The sequence below is a fragment of the Streptomyces sp. NPDC088254 genome (genome assembly GCF_044740925.1).
In the GTDB taxonomy this organism is placed as follows: Bacteria; Actinomycetota; Actinomycetes; order Streptomycetales; family Streptomycetaceae; genus Streptomyces.
In genome coordinates, this window is record NZ_JBIURQ010000001.1 from 922,278 (window position 1) to 940,644 (window position 18,367).

Below are 18,367 nucleotides of genomic sequence, written 5' to 3' on the forward strand. Positions count from 1 at the left end.
CCTTCGTGGCATGTCCAATGGAACCAGCAGACGTCACTTCCTCGCCGGCGCCACCTGCGTGGCCGCGGCCTCGGTCGCGGGAGGCGCGGTCGGCGCGGGCGGCGCCCAGGCGGCGCCTCGCTCCTACACGCCCGACTGGGACTCGGTCGACCGGCACCGGCCCGCCCCGGAATGGTTCCAGGACGCCAAGTTCGGCATCTACTTCCACTGGGGAGCCTTCAGCGTCCCCGCCTACGACAACGAGTGGTACCCGCGCCAGATGTACATCGACGGCCATGTGGCCAACCGGCACCACATCGCCACCTACGGCCCGCCCGAGGCGTGGCCGTACCGCAACTTCATCGACGGGGGCGAGGACCTCGAGGGCAACACCGTGGGGTTCGCACCCCGACTGAGGTCGGCGGGCGGCGCGTTCGACCCGGAGGAGTGGGTGCGGCTGTTCGTGGACGCCGGCGCCCGGTTCGCCGGCCCCGTCGCCGAGCACCACGACGGCTTCTCGATGTGGGACAGCGAGGTCAGCGAATGGAACTCGGTGGCCAGGGGCCCCCGGCTCGACCTGCTGCGGCTGTTCACCCGCGCCATCCGCGCCGAGGGCCTCAAGGTGCTGGTGGCCATGCACCACGCGTACCACTTCAACGGCTTCTTCGACCATGTGCCGGCGCAGACCGACCCCAGCCTCGAGAAGCTGTACGGGCAGCTTGACACGACGGAGGAGAACCAGCTCTGGTTCGACAAGCTGAAGGAGGTCGTGGACCGGGCCGAACCGGACATCCTCTGGCAGGACTTCAAGCTCGACGCCGTCGACGAACAGCAGCGGCTGAACTTCCTCGCGTACTACTACAACCGCGCCGACGACTGGGGCAAGGAGGTCGTCGCCACCTACAAGGACGGCCTGAACGACCGCGGCGCCGTCTTCGACTACGAGCGCGGCGGCCCGGCCGACCTCACCGCCCCGTACTGGCTCACCGACGACAGCATCTCCGACTCCAGCTGGTGCTACACGCAGGGCATCGGCTACTACAGCGTCCAGCAGATGGTGCACTCGCTCCTCGACCGGGTGAGCAAGAACGGCAACGTCCTCCTCAACATCGCGCCCATGGCCGACGGCACCGTCCCGCAGGCGCAGAAGGACATCCTGCTGGGCATCGGCGATTACCTGAAGCGCTTCGGCGAGTCGGTGTACGGCACCCGCGCGTGGACGACGTACGGCGAAGGCCCGACCAAGATGGGCGGCGGCGCGTTCACCAAACCGACGGCCGGCACCGCGCAGGACATCCGCTTCACCCGGAACAAGGCCAGTACGGTCCTTTACGCCACCGTGCTGGGCTGGCCCGGCAGTTCGCTGAACGTCACCACGCTCGGCTCGGACCGGATCGACCTGTCGACCCTGAGGCCGGTGCAGTTGCTCGACCACACCGCGGGCCGCTACATCGACCTGGCCACGCCCGTGCAGGACGCCGCAGGGCTGCGGGTGACGCTGCCGTCGGCGGCGCCGTTCGACGCCCAGGCGTACGTCCTGAAGTTCCGCTTCTTGGGCGGGATCCCGGCACTGCGGCCCGAGCACGGCGCCGTGGTCTTCGAGGCCCCCCACTACGGCGGACCCGGCGTGGTCCTCACCGTCGGCGACCACACCGCCGAGGACCTCGAACGCGCCGGTCTGCGCCGCCGCGGCCTGTCATCGCTGCGTCCCGCCCCCGGCTACCAGGTCGTCGGCTACTCCCGCGACGACTTCACCGGCGCCTCCTGGACCTTCACCGCCGACAGCCCCGACCTGCGGCTCACGGGCGACGACGACAAGATCGCCTCGCTCAGGGTGCAGTTCCAGCCGTCCGCCCACTTCCGGATCACCAACGTCACGGACCAGCTGGCCCTGGACGGCGGCGGTGACGTCGCCGCCGGCTCCGACCTCAAGCAGTGGACCTGGGACGGCAGCCCCAACCTCCAGTGGCAGGCGGTCGCCGTCGGCGGCGGCTACTACAAGATCGTCAACCGCGCCAACGGCATGGTCGCCGACGGCTGGGGAGCCGTGTCCGACGGCTCCACCGCCCGCCAGGCCGTCTGTAACGGCGGCCCCGACCAGCAGTGGACCATCACCCACCGGGGCGACGGCCGCTACTCGATCGCCAACCGCACGAGCGGCCTCGTCCTCGACGGAGGGGGCAAGGTGCCCTCCGGGTCCGTCACCAAGCAGTGGACGTACGACGGCAGCACCAACCTCATGTGGACCTTCACGCTCCTGTGAGGCCCGGGCTCCCGCCCCCCGCTGCCCGCCGATCGCGTCCGCCGTACGGGGTGATCGGTGGACGGGTGGGAGCCCTGGTCGACCGGATGGAGGCGGCGGGGCTGGTCGAGCGGGTCGAGGACCCCGGCGACCGGCGCGGGCGGCTGGTGCGCCTGACGCCGCTGGGGCAGGAGACCACGGTCGCCGCCTCCCGGGTGCACAGGGAGAACGTCCGGCGCTGCTTCCTCGCGCCGCTGCCCGCCGGGGACCGGGTCCGGTTCGCCGACAACCTGCGCGTGCTCAGCCACGCGGCCCGGGACATGCTGCCCCGGCTGCCCTGAGGGTCCTTCGGTGCGCCGTCACCGCCGTGACGCGGACTCACGTGGTGGCGACGGCGCACCGGCGCCTCAGCGCTTGGTGTAGATGAAGCCCAGCTTGTCGACCTCGTCGCCGCCGCGCCCGTGGAATCCGGCGATCTGCCAGCCCGACGGCGCCGTGCGCGTCACGCAGTCGGAGGTGGTGGTCCCGCCGGACAGCTTCCTGCCGAGGTTGGTGGTGAACTCGGCGGAGAAGATCCGGGTGCGCCCGTCCTTCTGCCCCTGGCACAGCTGGGCGGAGGTGAGGTACTCCCCGCTGCCCAGGGCGAGGGACGACGCCGTGCCGCCGGTCCCGCCGTGGGTGAGGACCTTCCCGTCGCCGAGGGTCAGCGAGACGCCGTCGACGCGCGCGCCGCTGCGCAGCGTGATCCCGGCCGGGCGCGCGCCCGCCGGGACGGCGTCGACGTCGTTGTAGTAGTCGCCGTGCGGGCCGCCGAACTGGTCGCTGAACTGGAAGGCCGCGTTGCGGGACCAGGCGAGGTCGACCTTGACCGGGTCGTGGTCGGACAGCATGAGGCCCGCCTCGTTGAGGAACTTGGCGTGCTCGTTGTTGTAGGACGTCGCGTTGAGCGAGACGAGCTTGCTGCCCCGGTACAGGACCTTGTCCACGATCTCGCAGGTGTTGGGCACAGTGGGGCCGCTCTGGTCGCAGACCAGGGCGTCGCTGCCCTTGGCGGGCGGTGTGCCGCCGCGGACGAGCTGCACCCAGGGGTCGGTCAGGCCGTTCGCCGCCGCGAACTCGGCGATGGTGTCGCCGGAACGGGTGTAGCGGGTGTTGGTGTCGCCCATGACGACGACGGCGTTGCCCGCGGAGTGGGACTTGATGAAGGCGGTGAGCTGGTTGAGGTTGTCGGCGCGGGAGGCCAGGTCGCCGGGGTTGGTGCCGGCGTTGGTGTGCAGGTTGTAGAAGTCCACGTACACGCCCTCGGCGAGGCGGTGGCGGATGAACGTGAACCCCTTGGGCGTGAGGCAGTCGCCGGAGTCGAACTGGCAGGAGTTCCAGCGCGCACGCTCGAAGTCGTCGGTGTCGTACGGCAGTTTGGACAGGGTGTTGAGCCCGCTGCCGATGCCCGCGCCGCCGCTGGTGGGGGTGCGGTACGCGTGCGCGGTGTCGCCGGCGTACAGCCGCGCGTGGTAGTTGAAGTCCTCCTGGACATGGACGATGTCGTACGGCGCGATCCGCCGGCCGATGGCCGTGGTGGCGGGCTCGCGGGGCGTGGGCGCGCTGGAGATGGCCTCCGGCAGCCCCGCCACGTTGTAGACGAGGACGCTGAGGGAACCGGAGGCCGGATCCGCGGCGGCCGCGGGGGAGGCGTCGGCGATGAAGCCGCCGAGTACGGCTGAGGCCGCCACGACGCAGGTGAGAAGTCGGCGCATGAAGCGGAACTCCTGAGAACGGGGAGTGGGCGGGCGGAACTTACCGCGGGTAACGCCACGGTGCCCCCGCTTCCGGCGAGCGAGACCGAATCTTGACCGGCCGGTCCGTACCAGCCCGCGCCGCGATCGCCCCCCAAGGTGTGCGGTGCGCGGGCGCCGTCGGTGGGTGCCGGTATGACGACCGGTATCACGGGTTCCCCGAGACACTGAGCCGTTCAGGAAGAGTGGGCCGCCCGCGCCCCATACGTGCTGCGCGTCCCCTCCGGCACTCCCCGCACCTCTCCCACGCCGACGACGTCGCGGCTTTCTCGCGGAAGCGGGCGCACGGGCTGCCGCCCAGGAGCGAACGCGCTTTTTCTTTGGCCCGGCCGGCTGTCGGACCGGTCGGGCCGGGCGGTGCCCCGGGCGTCACGCGGCGCCCGGGGCCCATGCGTCACCCGACGGCGCCGGTCACGGTGGAGCCGGACCTCGTCACGCGGTACGTCACGCTCGCTCCGCTCCAGAAGTGGAAGGTGAGCGTCGCCTGCGCGTTCTCCCGCAGCGAGGTGACGAACTTCGACGTGAGGACGAGGGCGTTGCCCCCGTAGTCGGGGGAGAAGGCCTCGTTGAACTCCTGGAACGGCGTCCAGTCCGTCGGTCCCGCGTTGCCGCCGTCGGCGTACTTGGCCTCCATGGTGGCCAGTTGGTCACCGCGGTACCGGGTGGGGACGGTGAGACCACCGGTGTCGCCGGACGCGTTCGAGAGCTCCGGCCTGTCGTACGTGGTCACGTGGATCCTCCAGGGCACGCCCCGCGAGAACCGGGCCTCGACCGTGGAGTTGATCCCGTAGGCGCGGTTGCCGGCCAGCCGGGTCAGCGCGGTGGCCGTGAGGGTGAGCTGGTTGCCCGAGACGGTGTAGTCCCGGCCCTGGGCCAGCTTGGCGCCGCCCTGCCAAAGTCCTTGGAAGTTGGTGCCGTTCGGGTTCAGCGTGAGAGTCCTGGCGGTGATCGCACTCGACTTCGCCAGGTAGACCCGGTCCGAGGAGGCGTTTCCCGAGCGGGTGGTCCAGCTCGACTTGATCTGGTTGATCAGTTCGGGCTCACGCCACTGGAAGGTGCTGCGGTTCAGGAAGTTGAAGGCGTCCCACAGGGCCGTGGTGACTTTGGTGGTGCGGGCCTGGTGGCCGAGCATCTCGAAGTACTTCAGTGCCTCGCCCTGTTCGACACGGGCGGGGTGGTTGTGGTCGGGGTAGTTCAGCAGGCCGTACTCGCCCAGGTAGACGGGGATTCCCTTGGAGACGAGGGAGTCGCCTATCCGGGTGAAGGTGTCCGTCATGTCCTTCTGCGAGGTGGCGTCGAACCGCGTGCCGCCGGCGATGTTCACGCTGAACGGGTACCAGCCGTAGTAGTGCACGGTGGCCACGAGGTTGGGGTCGTTCAGCGACCTGATCTCACCGACCAGGGGGTCGATGCGTTCCTGGGAGGGCGTGCAGCCCAGGCTGGGCAGCACGAGCAGCCGGGTCGCGTTGTTGCCGCCGGACCGGCGCACGATGGTGTGGAACGCGGTGTTCAGTTCGTCGAGGTACTGGCTGCCCTGCGCGTCGGTGGTGTTGTCGAACTGCGGCTCGTTGACGCTCTCGAAGAGCAGCGACCGCGGGGAGTTCCTGAACTCGGCGGCGATCTGGGTCCAGGAGGCCTTGAAGCGGGCCAGGACGTTGTCGTGGTCGGTGGGCATGGTGGCGATCCACTGCCACGAGTCGTGATGAATGTTGACCACGACGTACAGACCGTCGGCCAGGGCCCAGTCGACGACCTGCTTCACGCGGTTCATCCACGCCGCGTCGATCGCGTAGGGGGCGGTGGAGGACTGGTGGTCGGTCCAGGTCACGGGGATGCGGACGCTGCGGAAGCCCTGCGCCTTGACGGTGTCCAACAGGGCCTTGGTGGCCGGCGGGTTGCCCCAGGACGTCTCGTCGGGGATGGCGTCCAGGGTGTTGCCCAGGTTCCAGCCGGGCTGCATCGCGGCCACCGTCTGCGCCGGGGTGGCGGCGAGCCGGGGGAGCGGGGCCGGGGGTGTGTCCTGCGGGCCGGGGGCGGCGACCGCCGTCGCGCCGGCCGGACCGATCAGGGCGACCAGCGCCAGCAGCAGGCCGAGCACTCGGCCGCGGTGGCTTCGTGGGTGGTGCGTTCCCTTCATCGTGGGCCTTTCCGTGAAGTCCGAGCGGGAGGTTCCGCCCGTGGGGGGAGGGGTCTTCCAGCGGTCTTGCGGAGGGGCGCGCGATGTCGGTTCAGGGGGCCGGCGGCTCGTAGTCGAACCAGTCGAAGTGGACCGTGCCGGCCGCCGCGTACAGGCCGATGACCCGGCCGGTGAACCCGCCGGCCACCTCGGTCGACAGATAGCGGCCGTCGAGGGAGGCGAGCGCGGTGAACGAGCCGTCCGGTTCCTCGACGCCGAACGTGACGGTGTCCGGTCCGGTGCGGGGGCCGCGCGGGGCGCTCTCCTCGACGCGGACGCCGAGGACCACCGGGCCCGCGGGGACGGACCGGGACGCGACGACGACGCGCAGCGGGCCGATGCGGCTGAGCACCCGCACCTCCCCTTCGCCCGCCTCGATCTCGTAGTGGTGCTCCTCGTCCAGCCGTACGGCGAGCCCGCCGCGCCCCTCCGCCGGGTCGATCAGGGTGCGCGCGGCGCACGCGGGGTGCTGCTGGCGCCGGCCGGCGAACACGACGTCCGGCTCGTCCAGACCGTCACCGCGGGCGCTCAGCGTCAGCCAGCCGGAGCGCTCCTTGAGCGTGCAGTGCGCCGGCGGGCGGTCGCGCACCGAGATCCACTGCGGCCGTAGCTCACCGAGGTCGAAGTCGTCCCGCACCGCCTCGACGGGGCCGGGGACGAGGGGCCAGGCGGGAGCGGGCAGGCCGAGCGGCACCTCGTCGACGACGGGCCAGTCGTCCACCCAGCGCACCGGCGCGAGGAACGTCTCACGGCCCAGCACATGCCAGCCCGGGGTGCCGCCGCCCGCCCGCACGCCGAGCAGCAGCATCCACCACGAGCCGTCGGGACCCTGGACCAGGTCGGCGTGGCCGGTGTTCTGGACGGGGTGGTCGGTGCCGCGGTGGGTGAGGACCGGGTTGTCCGGGCACGGCTCGAACGGCCCGTTCGGGGTGCGTCCGCGGGCGACGGACACGCCGTGGCAGCGCTCGGTGCCGCCCTCGGCGATGAGCAGGTACCAGTAGTCGCCGATCCGGTACAGGTGCGGCGCCTCCGGGGCCTTGGCGCCGGGGTTCGCGGACCACAGTGCGCGCGGCGGTCCGAACGTCTCGCCGGTGTACGGGTCGATGCGGACCTGCGACACCCCGGCGACCGTGCACCAGCAGGTGCCGTCCTCGTCCCAGGCGAGGTCCGGGTCGATGCCGGGCACGCCCGGCAGCCGGACGGGATCCGACCACGGGCCGGCGGGGTCCGTCGCGGTGAACAGCATGTTGCCGCCGCCCTCGGCGACGTTGGTGACGATCAGCCAGAAGCGGCCGTCGTGATGGCGCAGCGTGGGCGCGTAGACGCCGCCGGAGGACGGTGTGCCGGCGGTCAGCCGGAGCTGGCCCGGCCGGTCGAGGGCGTTGCCGATCTGCGTCCAGTGCACCAGGTCCCGGCTGTGGAAGACGGGGACGCCGGGGAAGTACTCGAAGCTGGAGCAGACGACGTAGTAGTCGGCGCCCACACGGCAGACGCTCGGGTCCGGGTGGAAGCCGGGGATCACGGGGTTCGCCACGACGACGTCCCCCCGCTGGTCACTTGCCACTCGGTCAGTTCCTTTCCCTCGCAAGGTCGTCGAGGAGTGAGGCGCGGTCAGCGTCGGGTCGAGGCAACGAATCGAAGCGCTTCACATCGCTCGGCCGCGAACGCTAATGACAAGTGCCGAGCAGAACAAGAGGGAGGAGTGAAGAGCGGCAACGAAACTTTTCTGGCGTGGCGTTGCCGGTGGCTCACGGGTGTGAATGACGACGTCGAAGCGCTTCGACGAACTTTTCTGCTCAGGGAGCGAGTTCGACCCGGCGCAGGCGAGGGAACGCCTCGGGGCTCGCCCACCCGCGGAGGGTGGCGTGAACAGCCGCCCGGAAGGCGCCCTCCGCCGTGGCGCCGTCGAACGCTCCGGCCAGTTCCGGCGTCACCGCGCCGTGCAGGGTCACCCACAGCGAGAGCGCGATCGACGTCGCTTCCCCGGCTAGGACGTCGCCCGCCACGGCTCGTTCGTGGGGCACCACATGTGGAACGGCCTGACCGGAAACGACGACCGTGCCGCCGCCGTCGTCACCGCGTTCCTCCGGGACGAGCCGGCACCCCTGCCGGACCACCCCATGCGTGAGGGGATCGCCGCCTTCCTGCGGGGTCGCGAGTGACGCTCGTGCCTTACCGGTGCCGGTGTGAGTCGCCTGGGGTGTGTCACAGCGCCGCCTCATCCCGGCAAGGGAAGTTCCGCCCAGATCGTCTTGCCCGTCGGGGTCTGGCGGCTGCCCCAGCGCTCGGCCAGTTGGGCTACGAGGAGCAGTCCGCGTCCGCCCTCGTCGAAGGTGCGGGCGCGGCGCAGGTGCGGGGCGGTGCTGCTGCCGTCCGAGACCTCGCAGATGAGCGCGTCGCCCCGGATGAGGCGCAACTGGATCGGGTCGTGGCCGTAGCGGATGGCGTTGGTGACCAGCTCGCTGACGATCAGTTCGGTGGCGAAGGCCGGCTCGTCCAACCCCCAGGCGGCCAGCTGGTCGGTCGCCATCCGGCGGGCCCCGGCGACGGCCGCCGGCTCCGAGGGCAGCCGCCATGTGTGCACCTGGTCGGCGCCGAGCGCCCGCGTGCGGGCCAGGATCAGCACGACGTCGTCGGCGGGAGCGGCGGGCATCACCTTGCGCACCACCCGGTCGCAGTTCTCGTCCAGGTCGTGCCCCGTGCAGCTCAACGCGTCCCGCAGCAGCCCGAGTCCGACGTCGATGTCCCGCTCGGCGGCCTCGATCAGACCGTCGGTGTACAGGGCGAGCAGGCTGCCCTCCTCCAGGTCGACCTCGACGGCCTCGAACGGCAGGCCGCCGAGGCCCAGCGGCGGCCCCGCGGGCACGTCCAGGAACCGTACGTCTCCCTCTGGGGTCACCAGCGCGGGCGGCGGATGTCCGGCCCGGGCCAACTGGCACCGGCGGAACACCGGGTCGTAGACGGCGTACAGGCAGGTGGCGCCGACCTCGCTCGAGCCCTCCTCGGTCCGCTCCCGCGCGTCCGGCCCCTCCTCCCTGTCCAGGCGGATGACGAGGTCGTCGAGGTGGGTGAGCAGCTCGTCCGGGGCGAGGTCGACGTCGGCGAGCGTGTGGACGGCGGTGCGCAGCCGGCCCATCGTGGCCGAGGCGTGGATGCCGTGGCCCACCACATCACCCACCACCAGCGCGACCCGCCCCCCGGACAGGGAGATCGCGTCGAACCAGTCGCCGCCGACGCCGCTCGCGGAACCGGCCGGCAGATAGCGGTAGGCGACGTCCACCGCCGCCAGGGACGGCAGCCGCTCGGGCAGCAGGCTGCGCTGGAGCGCCAGTGCGGTCCGGCGCTGGTGGGTGTAGCGGCGGGCGTTGTCGACGCTCACGGCCGCCCGCGCCGCGATCTCCTCGGCGAGCAGCAGATCGTCGTCGCCGAAGGCCTCCGGTGTGCGGTGCCGCACCAGGTGGACCAGGCCCAGGGTGACCCCGCGGGCGCGCAGCGGCACCAGCAGGATCGAGTGCATCGCGTGCCGTCGCGCGCTGGCGGCACGGTCCGGGGAGCTCGACAGCCACGAGCGCAGCGCCGGGTCGCCGACCCGGTGGCGGGTGCCCTGTCCGCTGAGCAGTGCCCGGGCCGGCGGGGAGTCCGGTGGATAAATGCCCGTTCCCTCCACCGGGAGCACGGCCTCCGGGCAGCCGGGCAGCACCGAGTTCTGCGCGGAGCGGCGGAAGGTGACGGGCGCGCCGGGCGACAGCGGCTCCGGCTCGTCCCCGCGGACGACGGACTCCAGCAGGTCGACGGTGACGAAGTCGGCGAACCCGGTGACGGCCACCTCGGCCAGTTCCTCGGCGGTCCGGGTGACGTCGAGGGTCCTGCCGATGCTCAGGCTGGCGTCGTTCAGCACCTCCAGGCGACGCCGGGACCAGTAATGCTCGGTGGTGTCGACGACCAGCGCCGACAGACCGCGTACCGTGCCGTTCTCGTCCTTCACGGGGGTGAGGAACAGCGACCAGGCGTGGTCGTGGACCTCGCCGAGGGCCCGGCCGGGCTGCTCCTCACGGTAGACGGCCTCACCGGTGCGCAGGACCTGCCGCTGGAGACGGTCGGTCTCGCTGTGGGACGGCTGGATCTCCCGCAGGGTGCGGCCCCGCATCTCCTCCTGCGTCAGGCCCATCGCCCGGCTCATCATCTGGTTGCAGGCGACGAACCGCGCCTCATGGTCGTAGACGGCCACGGGCAGCGGCAGCTGCGCGAGCGCCCGCTCCCACAGCAGTGCCGCGCCCTCGTCGCCCGGCCCGGCCGGGTAGGTCACGGGCGCACCGGTGACGAGCCACAGGGGCCTCGGGCCGGCGTCCGTCAGCGGTGTGCCGCTCAGCTGCACCGTGATGCGGTCGCCGTCCCGGCAGCGCAACGAGACCTCGCTCGTCCACGGCTCACCGCCCGCGATGTGGCTGCGGGTGGAGAGGGGCAGGTCGGCGGCGAGCAGTTCGGCGACGGGCCTGCCCACGGCCTCGCGGGCCGCGAAGCCCAGCAGGGACTCGGCCCCGGTGCTCCACACCATGACCCGTGCCGCCACGTCGACGACGACCGCGAAGTCGGCGGGCACGACCGGGTCCCCGGCGGTCGCGGTCATACCGGACGCGCCGTCCACCGACCCCGGAGCTTCCACGGGGTCGCCCGCAGGGATCTTGGGATCCACAGGGTCCATACGATCCACCCGTCGCCGCAGTGACCCGCGCGCGCCGCACCGCGTCAGGGGCACCGCCGTCGGCGTCCCGCCGCACGGCACCGCACGGGCCATTGCTTCCAGCATCCCGCCGCACCGCACACCGCTCAACCGGCCCGGCCCCCGGGGCGCGGCGGGGGCGCGCTTCAGCCGTCCGAGGGCTCGCCCGTGAGAAGGCGAGCCGCATGCCCTCCCTCCCCGCCCCGCCCGGCGGGGTCCGTACCCGCCGGGCCGAGCGCAACCCCGTTCTGGACGTCCCCCATGAAGGTGATCGGCCTGCTCAAGCGTGCCACCCGCCTGCTCGACCGTGCCGTCGAGCCGCTCCACGCGGGCGCCCCGCTCACCGCCCCGGAGGTCGACATGCTCGTCGCCCTGCGGCACGGCACCGGATCCGGTGATCGCCAGCCGCCTCGCCCAGCGCTTCGGCCTGTCCCGCGCGGGCGTGAGCAAGACGCTCGGCAGACTGGAGCGCCGCGGCTTCACCGACGGTCGGGGGCTGACCGCGCGGCGGCGGGAGAAAGCCACGCGGGCCCCGCCCGTCGGCGGGACCCGTGAGGACGGGCTCTACCGGCGGACGGCGGAGCCGCCCATCGCCGTCAGGACGGCCTGGTAGGCGGCCTTCTTGTTGCCGTTGTTGTCGAACAGCAGCGGGTTCTGGCCCGTCCGCCAGGAGTCGCTGTCCCGGATGCCCCACACGGTGACGCCGGTGCAGCGGGGCACGTTCAGACACGCCCGCACGCTGTTCGCGTAGGCGCCCGACGGCGCCTGGGCGATGTCGAGTTCGGTGATCTGCACGTCGACGCCGAGCGCGGCGAAGCTGGACAGCGTCGTCTGGAAGCTCGCCGGCGGCCCGCCCGTGCCGAAGTGGGCCTGGAAGCCGACGCAGTCGATGGGGACGCCGCGCGCCTTGAAGTCGCGCACCATGCGGTAGACGCCCTGGGTCTTGGCGTCGCTCCAGTTCTCGATGTTGTAGTCGTTGTAGCAGAGCTTGACCGACGGGTCGGCCGAGCGGGCGGCGCGGAACGCCTCCTCGACGAACCCGGTGCCCAGCACCCTGCGGAAGACCGAGTCGCGCAGCTGGCCGCTGCCGCCGTCGGCGAACGCCTCGTTGACCACGTCCCAGGCGTACAGCTTGCCCCGGTAGCGGGACATCACCGTGTTGATGTGGTTGTTCATCACGCTGCGCAGGGTGCCCGCGTCGTTGATGCCGCCGACCCAGCCCGGCAGTTGGGAGTGCCAGACGAGCGTGTGGCCGCGTACGCGCTGACCGCGTCCGAGGGCGCGGTTGACGATCTGGTCGGCGGGGCCGAAGCTGAACGAGCCGCGGGAGCGTTCCGTGGCGTCCCACTTCAGCTCGTTCTCCGGGGTGACGGAGTTGAACTCGCGGTCGAGGATGCCGGTGTACTGCCCGATGCCGAGCTTCCCGGCGGCCACCGCCGTCCCGAAGTAGCGCCCCGTCTGGGCCGCCTGGGCCCCCAGGGTGCTCGCCTTGACGGCGGGCGCGGCGTCCGCCGCGGCGGACCGGGCCGGGGCCGCCTGTGCCGCCGCTGGTGTGAGGGCCGCCGTCCCGGTGGCCAGCAGTGCCGAGGCGACGAGTACGACTGACGCAGGTGTGCGGCGCCGGGCTGGTCGCCGTGCGGGCTCGAAGGGATCCATGTCTCTCCTCGTACGGTCGAGTGCGGGTGGAGGTTGGCGTGCGGGTGGAAGTCGGTGACTTGCGCGGCGCTCAGGGCGTGGACAGCTCGAACCGCGTCACGCGGACCGAGCCGCCGAGCGCCTGCGTCGCGTGGTTGAAGAGGGCGAACCGGTAGCCCATGAAGAAGCGCCAGTCGTTGCCCATCGTGAAAGCGGGGCCCAGGCGGGTGAAGTTGACGCCGTCGGTGCTGTAGGAGAAGGTCCCGGGCCGGGAGGAGCCGGGGCGGATGTCGGCGGTCGCCCGCAGCCATATGCGGCCGCCGCCCTGCACGTTGACGCTCGCCCGCTCGGTCCCCTTGCCGGTGGTGTTCCAATTGCCGTCCATGGCCAGCCCGTCCACCATGACCAGCCGGGTCGTGCCCCCGGCGCGCTTGAGCCCGATCCACGCCGAGGAGTCCCGGAGCAGGGCGAGGCCGGCCCGGTCGCCGTCCAGCATCGCCGAGTGGTCGAGCTGGACCGTCGCGGTGGACGTGGGTCCCTGGATGCGGTGGGTGAGGGTGTTGCGGGCCCAGTACAGGTCGTCGGTGACGGTGGCGGTGCGCAGGGTCAGGCCGTTGTTCACGGACCACTTGCCGTTGTCCGGGTTGTGGTTCCACTCCCACCTCGGCTTGAGGGCCGTCCCGTCGAAGGTGTCGACGCCGGTCAGGGGAGTGACCTGGCGGGGCGGCGCCGGCACGGCCGGGGCGGGGTAGGACGCGCCCCAGGCGCCGTTCACGAGCTGGAGGGCGGGCCAGCCGTCCGAGGTCCAGGTGACCGGCGCCAGCGCGGGCATCCGGCCGCCCGGGTAGGCGTCGACGAAGGCCATGTAGTACCAGGCTCCGCCCTGCGTCCGCACCAGCCCGCCCTGGTGCGGGACGCCCCCGCCGGGGATCGGCCCGGGCAGGTTCAGCAGGACCTGCCGCATCGTGTACGGGCCGAAGGGGCCGCTGGTCGACCGCAGGATGTACTGGCCGTTGGCGGGGCGGGTCAGGAAGATGTAGTAGCTGCCATTGATCTTGTAGAAGCGGGAGCCCTCCAGGGTGCCGACGCTGGACGGCGTGGTGAACACCTGCTGCGACCGCACCTGGCTGCGGCCGTCGGCGGAGAGCTGGGCCACGCTGATGGTGCTGTTGCCGTAGGAGACGTACATCGTGTCGTCGTCGTCCACCAGCAGGCCCGCGTCGTAGTAGGCGGTGCCGAGCATCGCGTGCCGGGTCCAGGGGCCCTCGGCGGCGGTCGCGGTGTAGATGTAGGTCCGGGCGAAGTCGATCTGGCCCAGCCAGTAGAACGTCCTGTTGCTCGGGCGGTACGCCAGCGACGAGGCCCAGATGCCCCGGACGTAGCCGCGCCCGCCGTTCAGGTCGTACTTGGAGCCGAAGTCGAGGACGGGCACCGAGTGGCCGGCGATCTCCCAGTTCACCAGGTCGTACGAGCGCAGGACCGGCGCGCCGGGGGAGTAGTGCATCGTGGAGGCGGAGAGGTAGTAGGTGCTGCCGACGCGGATGACGTCGATGTCCGCGAAGTCCTGCCAGATCACCGGGTTGGCGAAGGACGCCGCTGCCGCGCCCGCCGTGGGTCCCGGCGGGGCCGCGGGCAGGGGGCCGCCGGGGGCGCCGCTCGCGATGCCGGGAGGCAACAGGGCGCCGGCGGCCAGGCCGGCGGTGCCGGCGAGGGCCGCACGGCGACCGATTGTGTGATTTGTCCATGCCATAACGATCGCCGACCTTCCGGAAACTGGACTGCCGAGGGGGCGGGCGGGCCGCGGCCAGGCGAGGGCGACGTGTTTTGAGGGAGGGGCTGCGGATGCTGCGGGGCCTGGTCGGAGCCTCGTGCACAGTGCCGATGTTCAGTATTTCGAACACCGATTGTTCCTCTGAACGCCTTGGATGATAGGAAAGCCTGACGCGGCGTCAATATCTCTCGCAGCATTCGATGTGAACGCCGCAAGTTTTCGGTGCCTGCCCGCGCGAAAGCCCGGACCGGGGCCTCACGCCTCGGACGTCGTCGTGGCTGAGCGCGGTGCGGCCCTGCTCGACGCCGCTCAGCCGGCCCCGCACACCGGAAGCGTCGGGCGGCGGCCGTCGTTCAGCGCCTGCAGAGACCGCAGTTGGGCCTCAAGCCCCTCCGGGGCGACGAGGAAGCGCAGCACCGCCTGGTGGAAGGCGTTGCGCAGCACCGGGGGCATGGTGTCCGAGGCGTCCCAGCACAGCCGCTGCTGCGAGCCGCGCAGGATCGCGCCGATCTTCCGCTTCACCGGGTCCCCGTGGCCGTCCGGCGCGGCGGCCTTCCGGTTGGCCGTGTAGTCGGGCAGTTCGGTGCCGGGGTCGGCCAGGAACCGGATCAGCTTGCGGGCCTCGTCGGTCGCGTTCAGCATCGTCGCCAGGTCGCCCGAGACCTCCCACTGGGCGGAGTCCGGGCGGGCGCCGGGGATCACCTCGGCGGAGTGGACGAAGTCACCGGCGACGCGCTTCCAGTGGGCGTCGCGGAACGAGCCCTGGTGCTCCAGACTCTGCCGGGGGCAGTCCCCGCCGTACTCGCCCTCCAGCACTCGCTCGACACGACCCCTGGAGCCCGCGCCCACCATCTCCCCCCAGGTCCGCCACGCCCTCCGCACCCGGGGGTCCGTCCACGCCAGGCCGCCGCTCGCCCACTGCGCGTAGACCTGCGGGCCGGCCTGCTGCAGCAGGATGTCCTCCACCCAGTCGGTGCCCGGCCAGCCGGAGGTCGCGCCGGACGCCATGGCCAGACACCAGCCGTCGGGATCGCCGGCCAGAGCGGTGAGCCCGCCCCGCTGCACGTCCCCCGCGTGCCACACCATGCTCTTCAGCCCGGTCTTCACGGGCAGCCAGTACGTGCGCTCCCGGCCGTCCGCGCCGGCCACCTTCGGCATCCAGACCCGGTCGTAGGCCCCGGCCTCGAACAGGCCGTCCAGCGGGACGAGCCGCCCCTCGGCCGCGTACGCCACCAGCTCGCCCGGTCCGGGCAGCACCGCCACGTCGGGCTGCGTGCCGGCCGCGAGATCGGCGGCCAGCACCTGGCTCAGTGCGGAGCTGCCCTGGTAGACGACGTCGATGTGGTACTGCTCCTCGAACCGCTTCACGGCCGACTCGAACTGCGCCCGCTCGTCGCCGCTCCAGTTGGCCAGTACGGTGACCGACCCCGTCCACTCCCGGGCCCAGCGCACCCCCGCCACCACGCCCGCCGCGAGCAGCGTCAGGCAGAGGACCAGGACGACGAGCGGCCGGCGTCGCGGGTGGCTCATCGCGGCCCCCTGAACCGGTACTCGGCGATACGCGGCCACAGCCCGGCCACCGTCAACGCCATCAGCGCCACCCCTGCGACCAGCACCCATTCGGACAGCGACGCCCACAGGCCCGCGTCGGCGAGATTGCGCCGCACGTCCGCACCGGCCTGCGGGATCTCCGGCGCCGGCCGGGGCGTGCGCAGCTCGGCCACCGAATCGGCCATCGCCGAGTGCGCCCGCACGGTGAACCAGCCGAGCGTCGCCACCCCGCCCGCGCACAGCACGGTCGCCGCGAGCAGCGGAGGGTGCACGGCGTCGCGGAACCGCCGCCGCGCGTACCACTGCGCCTCCACCAGCGCCGCACACCAGGCGAGGCTCAGCACCGCGACGGCGCCCCAGCCCAGCCACAGCGGCCAGGGGAACGACGCCTGCCTCCGGGCGACCGCCAACTGCTGGGCCCGCAGCTCGTCGAGGCGCTCGACGATGTCGTCCCGGCCCTGCCGCGCGTAGTCCAGATAGGCTCCGCGCAGCGACGGGTCCGCCTCCCGGCCGGCCCGCTCCACCCAGGACGAGTACACGGTGATCAGCCCGGTGACGGTCTGCAGCGTGTGACGGTCCGCCAGCCCGGTGACGTCCTCCGACGCCGCGACGGCGATGCTCTGGTGGGCGACCGAGATCTGGGTGTGGAACTCACCCGTCGTGTCACCCGCCGGCCCGCTTCCGTCGACGGCCGCGTGCGCTCGTCGCAGCGCGTTCTTCGCGGTGTCCACGGCCAGGATCCCCGGCGTGCTGGACGACGCCAGCGGCACCGTGTCGTCGTGGACGCCCCGGTAGGAGCCGAACAGGACGAGGGTGGTCACGGCCCCGAGGGACAGCAGCAGCCACAGCCGCCGCACCAGATCCCGCCGTGTGGTGCTCACGGCCGCCTCCGCAGAGCCGCGCTGCACGATGTGCAGAAGTTCCCCGTGGCGTCCGTGCGCTCACCGCAGTTCGGGCAGTTCGCCGGGGCCGTGGCGGGCACGGCGTCCCGCACGTCGTCGGTGGAGATCGCGCTGCAGGCGGGCGCCGACCCGTCGGCCGGCCCGGGGGTGTACGTACTGCGCGCGCTTCCAATGAGCGCATGCTCGAAGTCGATGGCCGCCACTCCGGGACGGAGCCTGACCCGCCCCTCCTCGACGCCGTCGAGGTCCACGAGAGGTTCCAGCCAGTCCAGCGGCTCACCGGGTCCGATGCGGCGGGCGAGCCGCACGGCCGTGCCCAGGTGCCGCTCCGCCGCCTCGCGCAGGCCGCCGCGGTGGGCGTCGGTGGCGGCCCGGACGGCATCGGCGACCATGCGATGCAGTTCGAAGTGCTCGACGTGGACGTCGCTGTGCCCGGACAGCGCCGCGTCGTCGGTCCAGTGCACCACGCACGGCAGCGGCGGCGTCACCTCCACGCCGTCGCCCCCGGGCACGTCGACGGACACCACCGCGAGCTGCAGATCCTCCCCGCGGGGCCGCCCCACCGGGTCGGCGGCGAGACACAGGTGGTAGCGGCGGGCCTCGTCGCCCCACGCCCGGGTGACGAACCGCAGCGTCCCGTCCGGGCCGGCGCCGACGGGGGCGAGGTCGGTCCGGGTCGGAAAGACCTGCTTGAGATAGCGCACCTTCGCCCCCGGCACGGGCCGCACCGAGACGACCACCTCGGGGACGCTCTTCACGAGCAGACGGCGCATCAGCCGTTCGTACGCGTGGGGCAGCTCCGCCGCCTCCCGCACCGCGGAGGCCTGCCCGTGCAACCGGCCGGTGATCCGCAGGAGTTCACGGGCGTCCCAGCCGTCGCCGATGCCCCAGGCATCGCACACGAACCGTCCGGCGCAGGCCTCCAGCACCTCCGTCAGGGGCATCGCCCCGTCGTGCTGGTTCTTGCCGTCCGTGACCAGCAGGACATGTCCGATCGGGGCGTCGGCCCGCGCCAGCAGCCGTCGGGCCAGGTCGAGCCAGCTGCCGAAGCAGGTGCCGCCTCCCGCGACGAGCCGGTGCACGGCCGCCTCCGCCGCCGCGCGCTGCCGTGGGTCCGCCCGGACCATTGCCGGGGCCGCCGGATAGATCATGTCCGCCGACCGGGTGCCCTGGACCACCGCGAAAGGGGTGCCGTCCGGCAGCATGCGCAGCGCCGCCACCGCCGCCTGGTGGGCCGCCCGCAGCTTCTCCTGCGGGTAGCCCATCGAACCGGAGCAGTCCAGGACCAGGACCTGCGCGAGCGCGGGGCGCGCACCGCCGCCGCTCCGCGTGCCGTGCGCCTCGACGCTCAGAATGGCGTGCATCTGCGGGTCGGGAGACTCGGCGGACAGGTACTTCCACTGACTGACGTCGAGGACGACCGTCGCGTTCCCGGCCGGACCGCCGCCCTTCGCACGTACGCCGTCGGCGTCCTCGTGGGCACCCGACGACGTGCCGGCGTCGGTGTCCCGGTTCACCTGTGCGTCTTCGTTCACGGATGCGACCCCCGTGTCCCGTGTGCGTCCCTGTGTCCTCGGTGCTCGTCCTCGTGCGCGTTC

The 18,367-nt window shown here is 72.3% G+C and carries 13 protein-coding genes and 1 pseudogene; 4 read left to right on the forward strand and 10 right to left on the reverse strand.

From position 1 onward, the window contains the following. Positions 1-10 precede the first annotated feature (10 nt). Both ACIOC0_RS04030 and ACIOC0_RS04035 read left to right on the forward strand, forming a co-directional pair. The gene (locus ACIOC0_RS04030) at positions 11-2,242 is read left to right on the forward strand and encodes an alpha-L-fucosidase (RefSeq protein ID WP_402152099.1); all 2,232 of its coding nucleotides are present in this window, start codon (positions 11-13) and stop codon (positions 2,240-2,242) included. 68 nt (positions 2,243-2,310) lie between these two features. Continuing rightward, a pseudogene (locus ACIOC0_RS04035) lies at positions 2,311-2,562 on the forward strand (MarR family winged helix-turn-helix transcriptional regulator); the annotation flags it as partial. A 66-nt stretch (positions 2,563-2,628) separates the two neighbouring features. Here ACIOC0_RS04035 and ACIOC0_RS04040 read toward each other — a convergent pair. The 4 genes from ACIOC0_RS04040 to ACIOC0_RS04055 all read right to left on the reverse strand — a co-directional run bounded on the left by ACIOC0_RS04040 (position 2,629) and on the right by ACIOC0_RS04055 (position 8,196). Continuing rightward, positions 2,629-3,975, reverse strand: a complete 1,347-nt coding sequence (locus ACIOC0_RS04040) for a jacalin-like lectin (protein ID WP_402152102.1) — start codon at positions 3,973-3,975, stop codon at positions 2,629-2,631. A gap of 433 nt (positions 3,976-4,408) precedes the next feature. Next, entirely contained in the window at positions 4,409-6,151 is a 1,743-nt protein-coding gene (locus tag ACIOC0_RS04045; protein ID WP_402152105.1) for a cellulase family glycosylhydrolase, read from the reverse strand. Between the two features lie 91 nt (positions 6,152-6,242). Beyond that, entirely contained in the window at positions 6,243-7,754 is a 1,512-nt protein-coding gene (locus tag ACIOC0_RS04050; protein WP_402152108.1) for a glycoside hydrolase family 43 protein, read from the reverse strand. Between the two features lie 232 nt (positions 7,755-7,986). Beyond that, complete coding sequence (locus tag ACIOC0_RS04055; protein WP_402152111.1) at positions 7,987-8,196, reverse strand: hypothetical protein; 210 nt, start codon at positions 8,194-8,196, stop codon at positions 7,987-7,989. A 9-nt stretch (positions 8,197-8,205) separates the two neighbouring features. Between ACIOC0_RS04055 and ACIOC0_RS04060 the strand changes: the two genes are divergently transcribed. Next, positions 8,206-8,352 carry a hypothetical protein gene (locus ACIOC0_RS04060; RefSeq protein ID WP_402152114.1) on the forward strand — a complete coding sequence of 49 codons (147 nt, stop codon included), beginning with the start codon at positions 8,206-8,208 and terminating at the stop codon, positions 8,350-8,352. 56 nt (positions 8,353-8,408) lie between these two features. On the opposite strand, the gene ACIOC0_RS04065 is transcribed toward ACIOC0_RS04060, so the two are convergent. After that, a complete protein-coding gene (locus ACIOC0_RS04065; RefSeq protein WP_402153199.1) occupies positions 8,409-10,817 on the reverse strand; it encodes a SpoIIE family protein phosphatase in 2,409 nt (802 codons plus the stop codon). A gap of 487 nt (positions 10,818-11,304) precedes the next feature. Between ACIOC0_RS04065 and ACIOC0_RS04070 the strand changes: the two genes are divergently transcribed. Further along, the gene (locus tag ACIOC0_RS04070; protein WP_402152117.1) at positions 11,305-11,523 is read left to right on the forward strand and encodes a hypothetical protein; all 219 of its coding nucleotides are present in this window, start codon (positions 11,305-11,307) and stop codon (positions 11,521-11,523) included. Here the strand turns inward: ACIOC0_RS04070 and ACIOC0_RS04075 are convergent. From ACIOC0_RS04075 to ACIOC0_RS04095, 5 genes are all read right to left on the reverse strand, one after another. Beyond that, complete coding sequence (locus tag ACIOC0_RS04075) at positions 11,475-12,566, reverse strand: endo-1,4-beta-xylanase (protein ID WP_402152120.1); 1,092 nt, start codon at positions 12,564-12,566, stop codon at positions 11,475-11,477. The genes ACIOC0_RS04070 and ACIOC0_RS04075 overlap by 49 nt on opposite strands. A gap of 70 nt (positions 12,567-12,636) precedes the next feature. Then, on the reverse strand, positions 12,637-14,295 hold the full coding sequence (locus ACIOC0_RS04080; RefSeq protein ID WP_402152122.1) for a glycoside hydrolase 43 family protein: 1,659 nt from the start codon (positions 14,293-14,295) through the stop codon (positions 12,637-12,639). Positions 14,296-14,625: 330 nt separating this feature from the next. Continuing rightward, the gene (locus tag ACIOC0_RS04085; protein WP_402152125.1) at positions 14,626-15,846 is read right to left on the reverse strand and encodes an ABC transporter substrate-binding protein; all 1,221 of its coding nucleotides are present in this window, start codon (positions 15,844-15,846) and stop codon (positions 14,626-14,628) included. Further along, positions 15,843-16,748 carry a hypothetical protein gene (locus tag ACIOC0_RS04090; RefSeq protein ID WP_402152128.1) on the reverse strand — a complete coding sequence of 302 codons (906 nt, stop codon included), beginning with the start codon at positions 16,746-16,748 and terminating at the stop codon, positions 15,843-15,845. Before ACIOC0_RS04090 ends, ACIOC0_RS04085 begins: the two co-directional genes overlap by 4 nt. Beyond that, positions 16,745-18,304 carry a VWA domain-containing protein gene (locus ACIOC0_RS04095; protein WP_402152131.1) on the reverse strand — a complete coding sequence of 520 codons (1,560 nt, stop codon included), beginning with the start codon at positions 18,302-18,304 and terminating at the stop codon, positions 16,745-16,747. The genes ACIOC0_RS04090 and ACIOC0_RS04095 overlap by 4 nt, the downstream gene beginning before the upstream one ends. Positions 18,305-18,367: the final 63 nt, after the last annotated feature.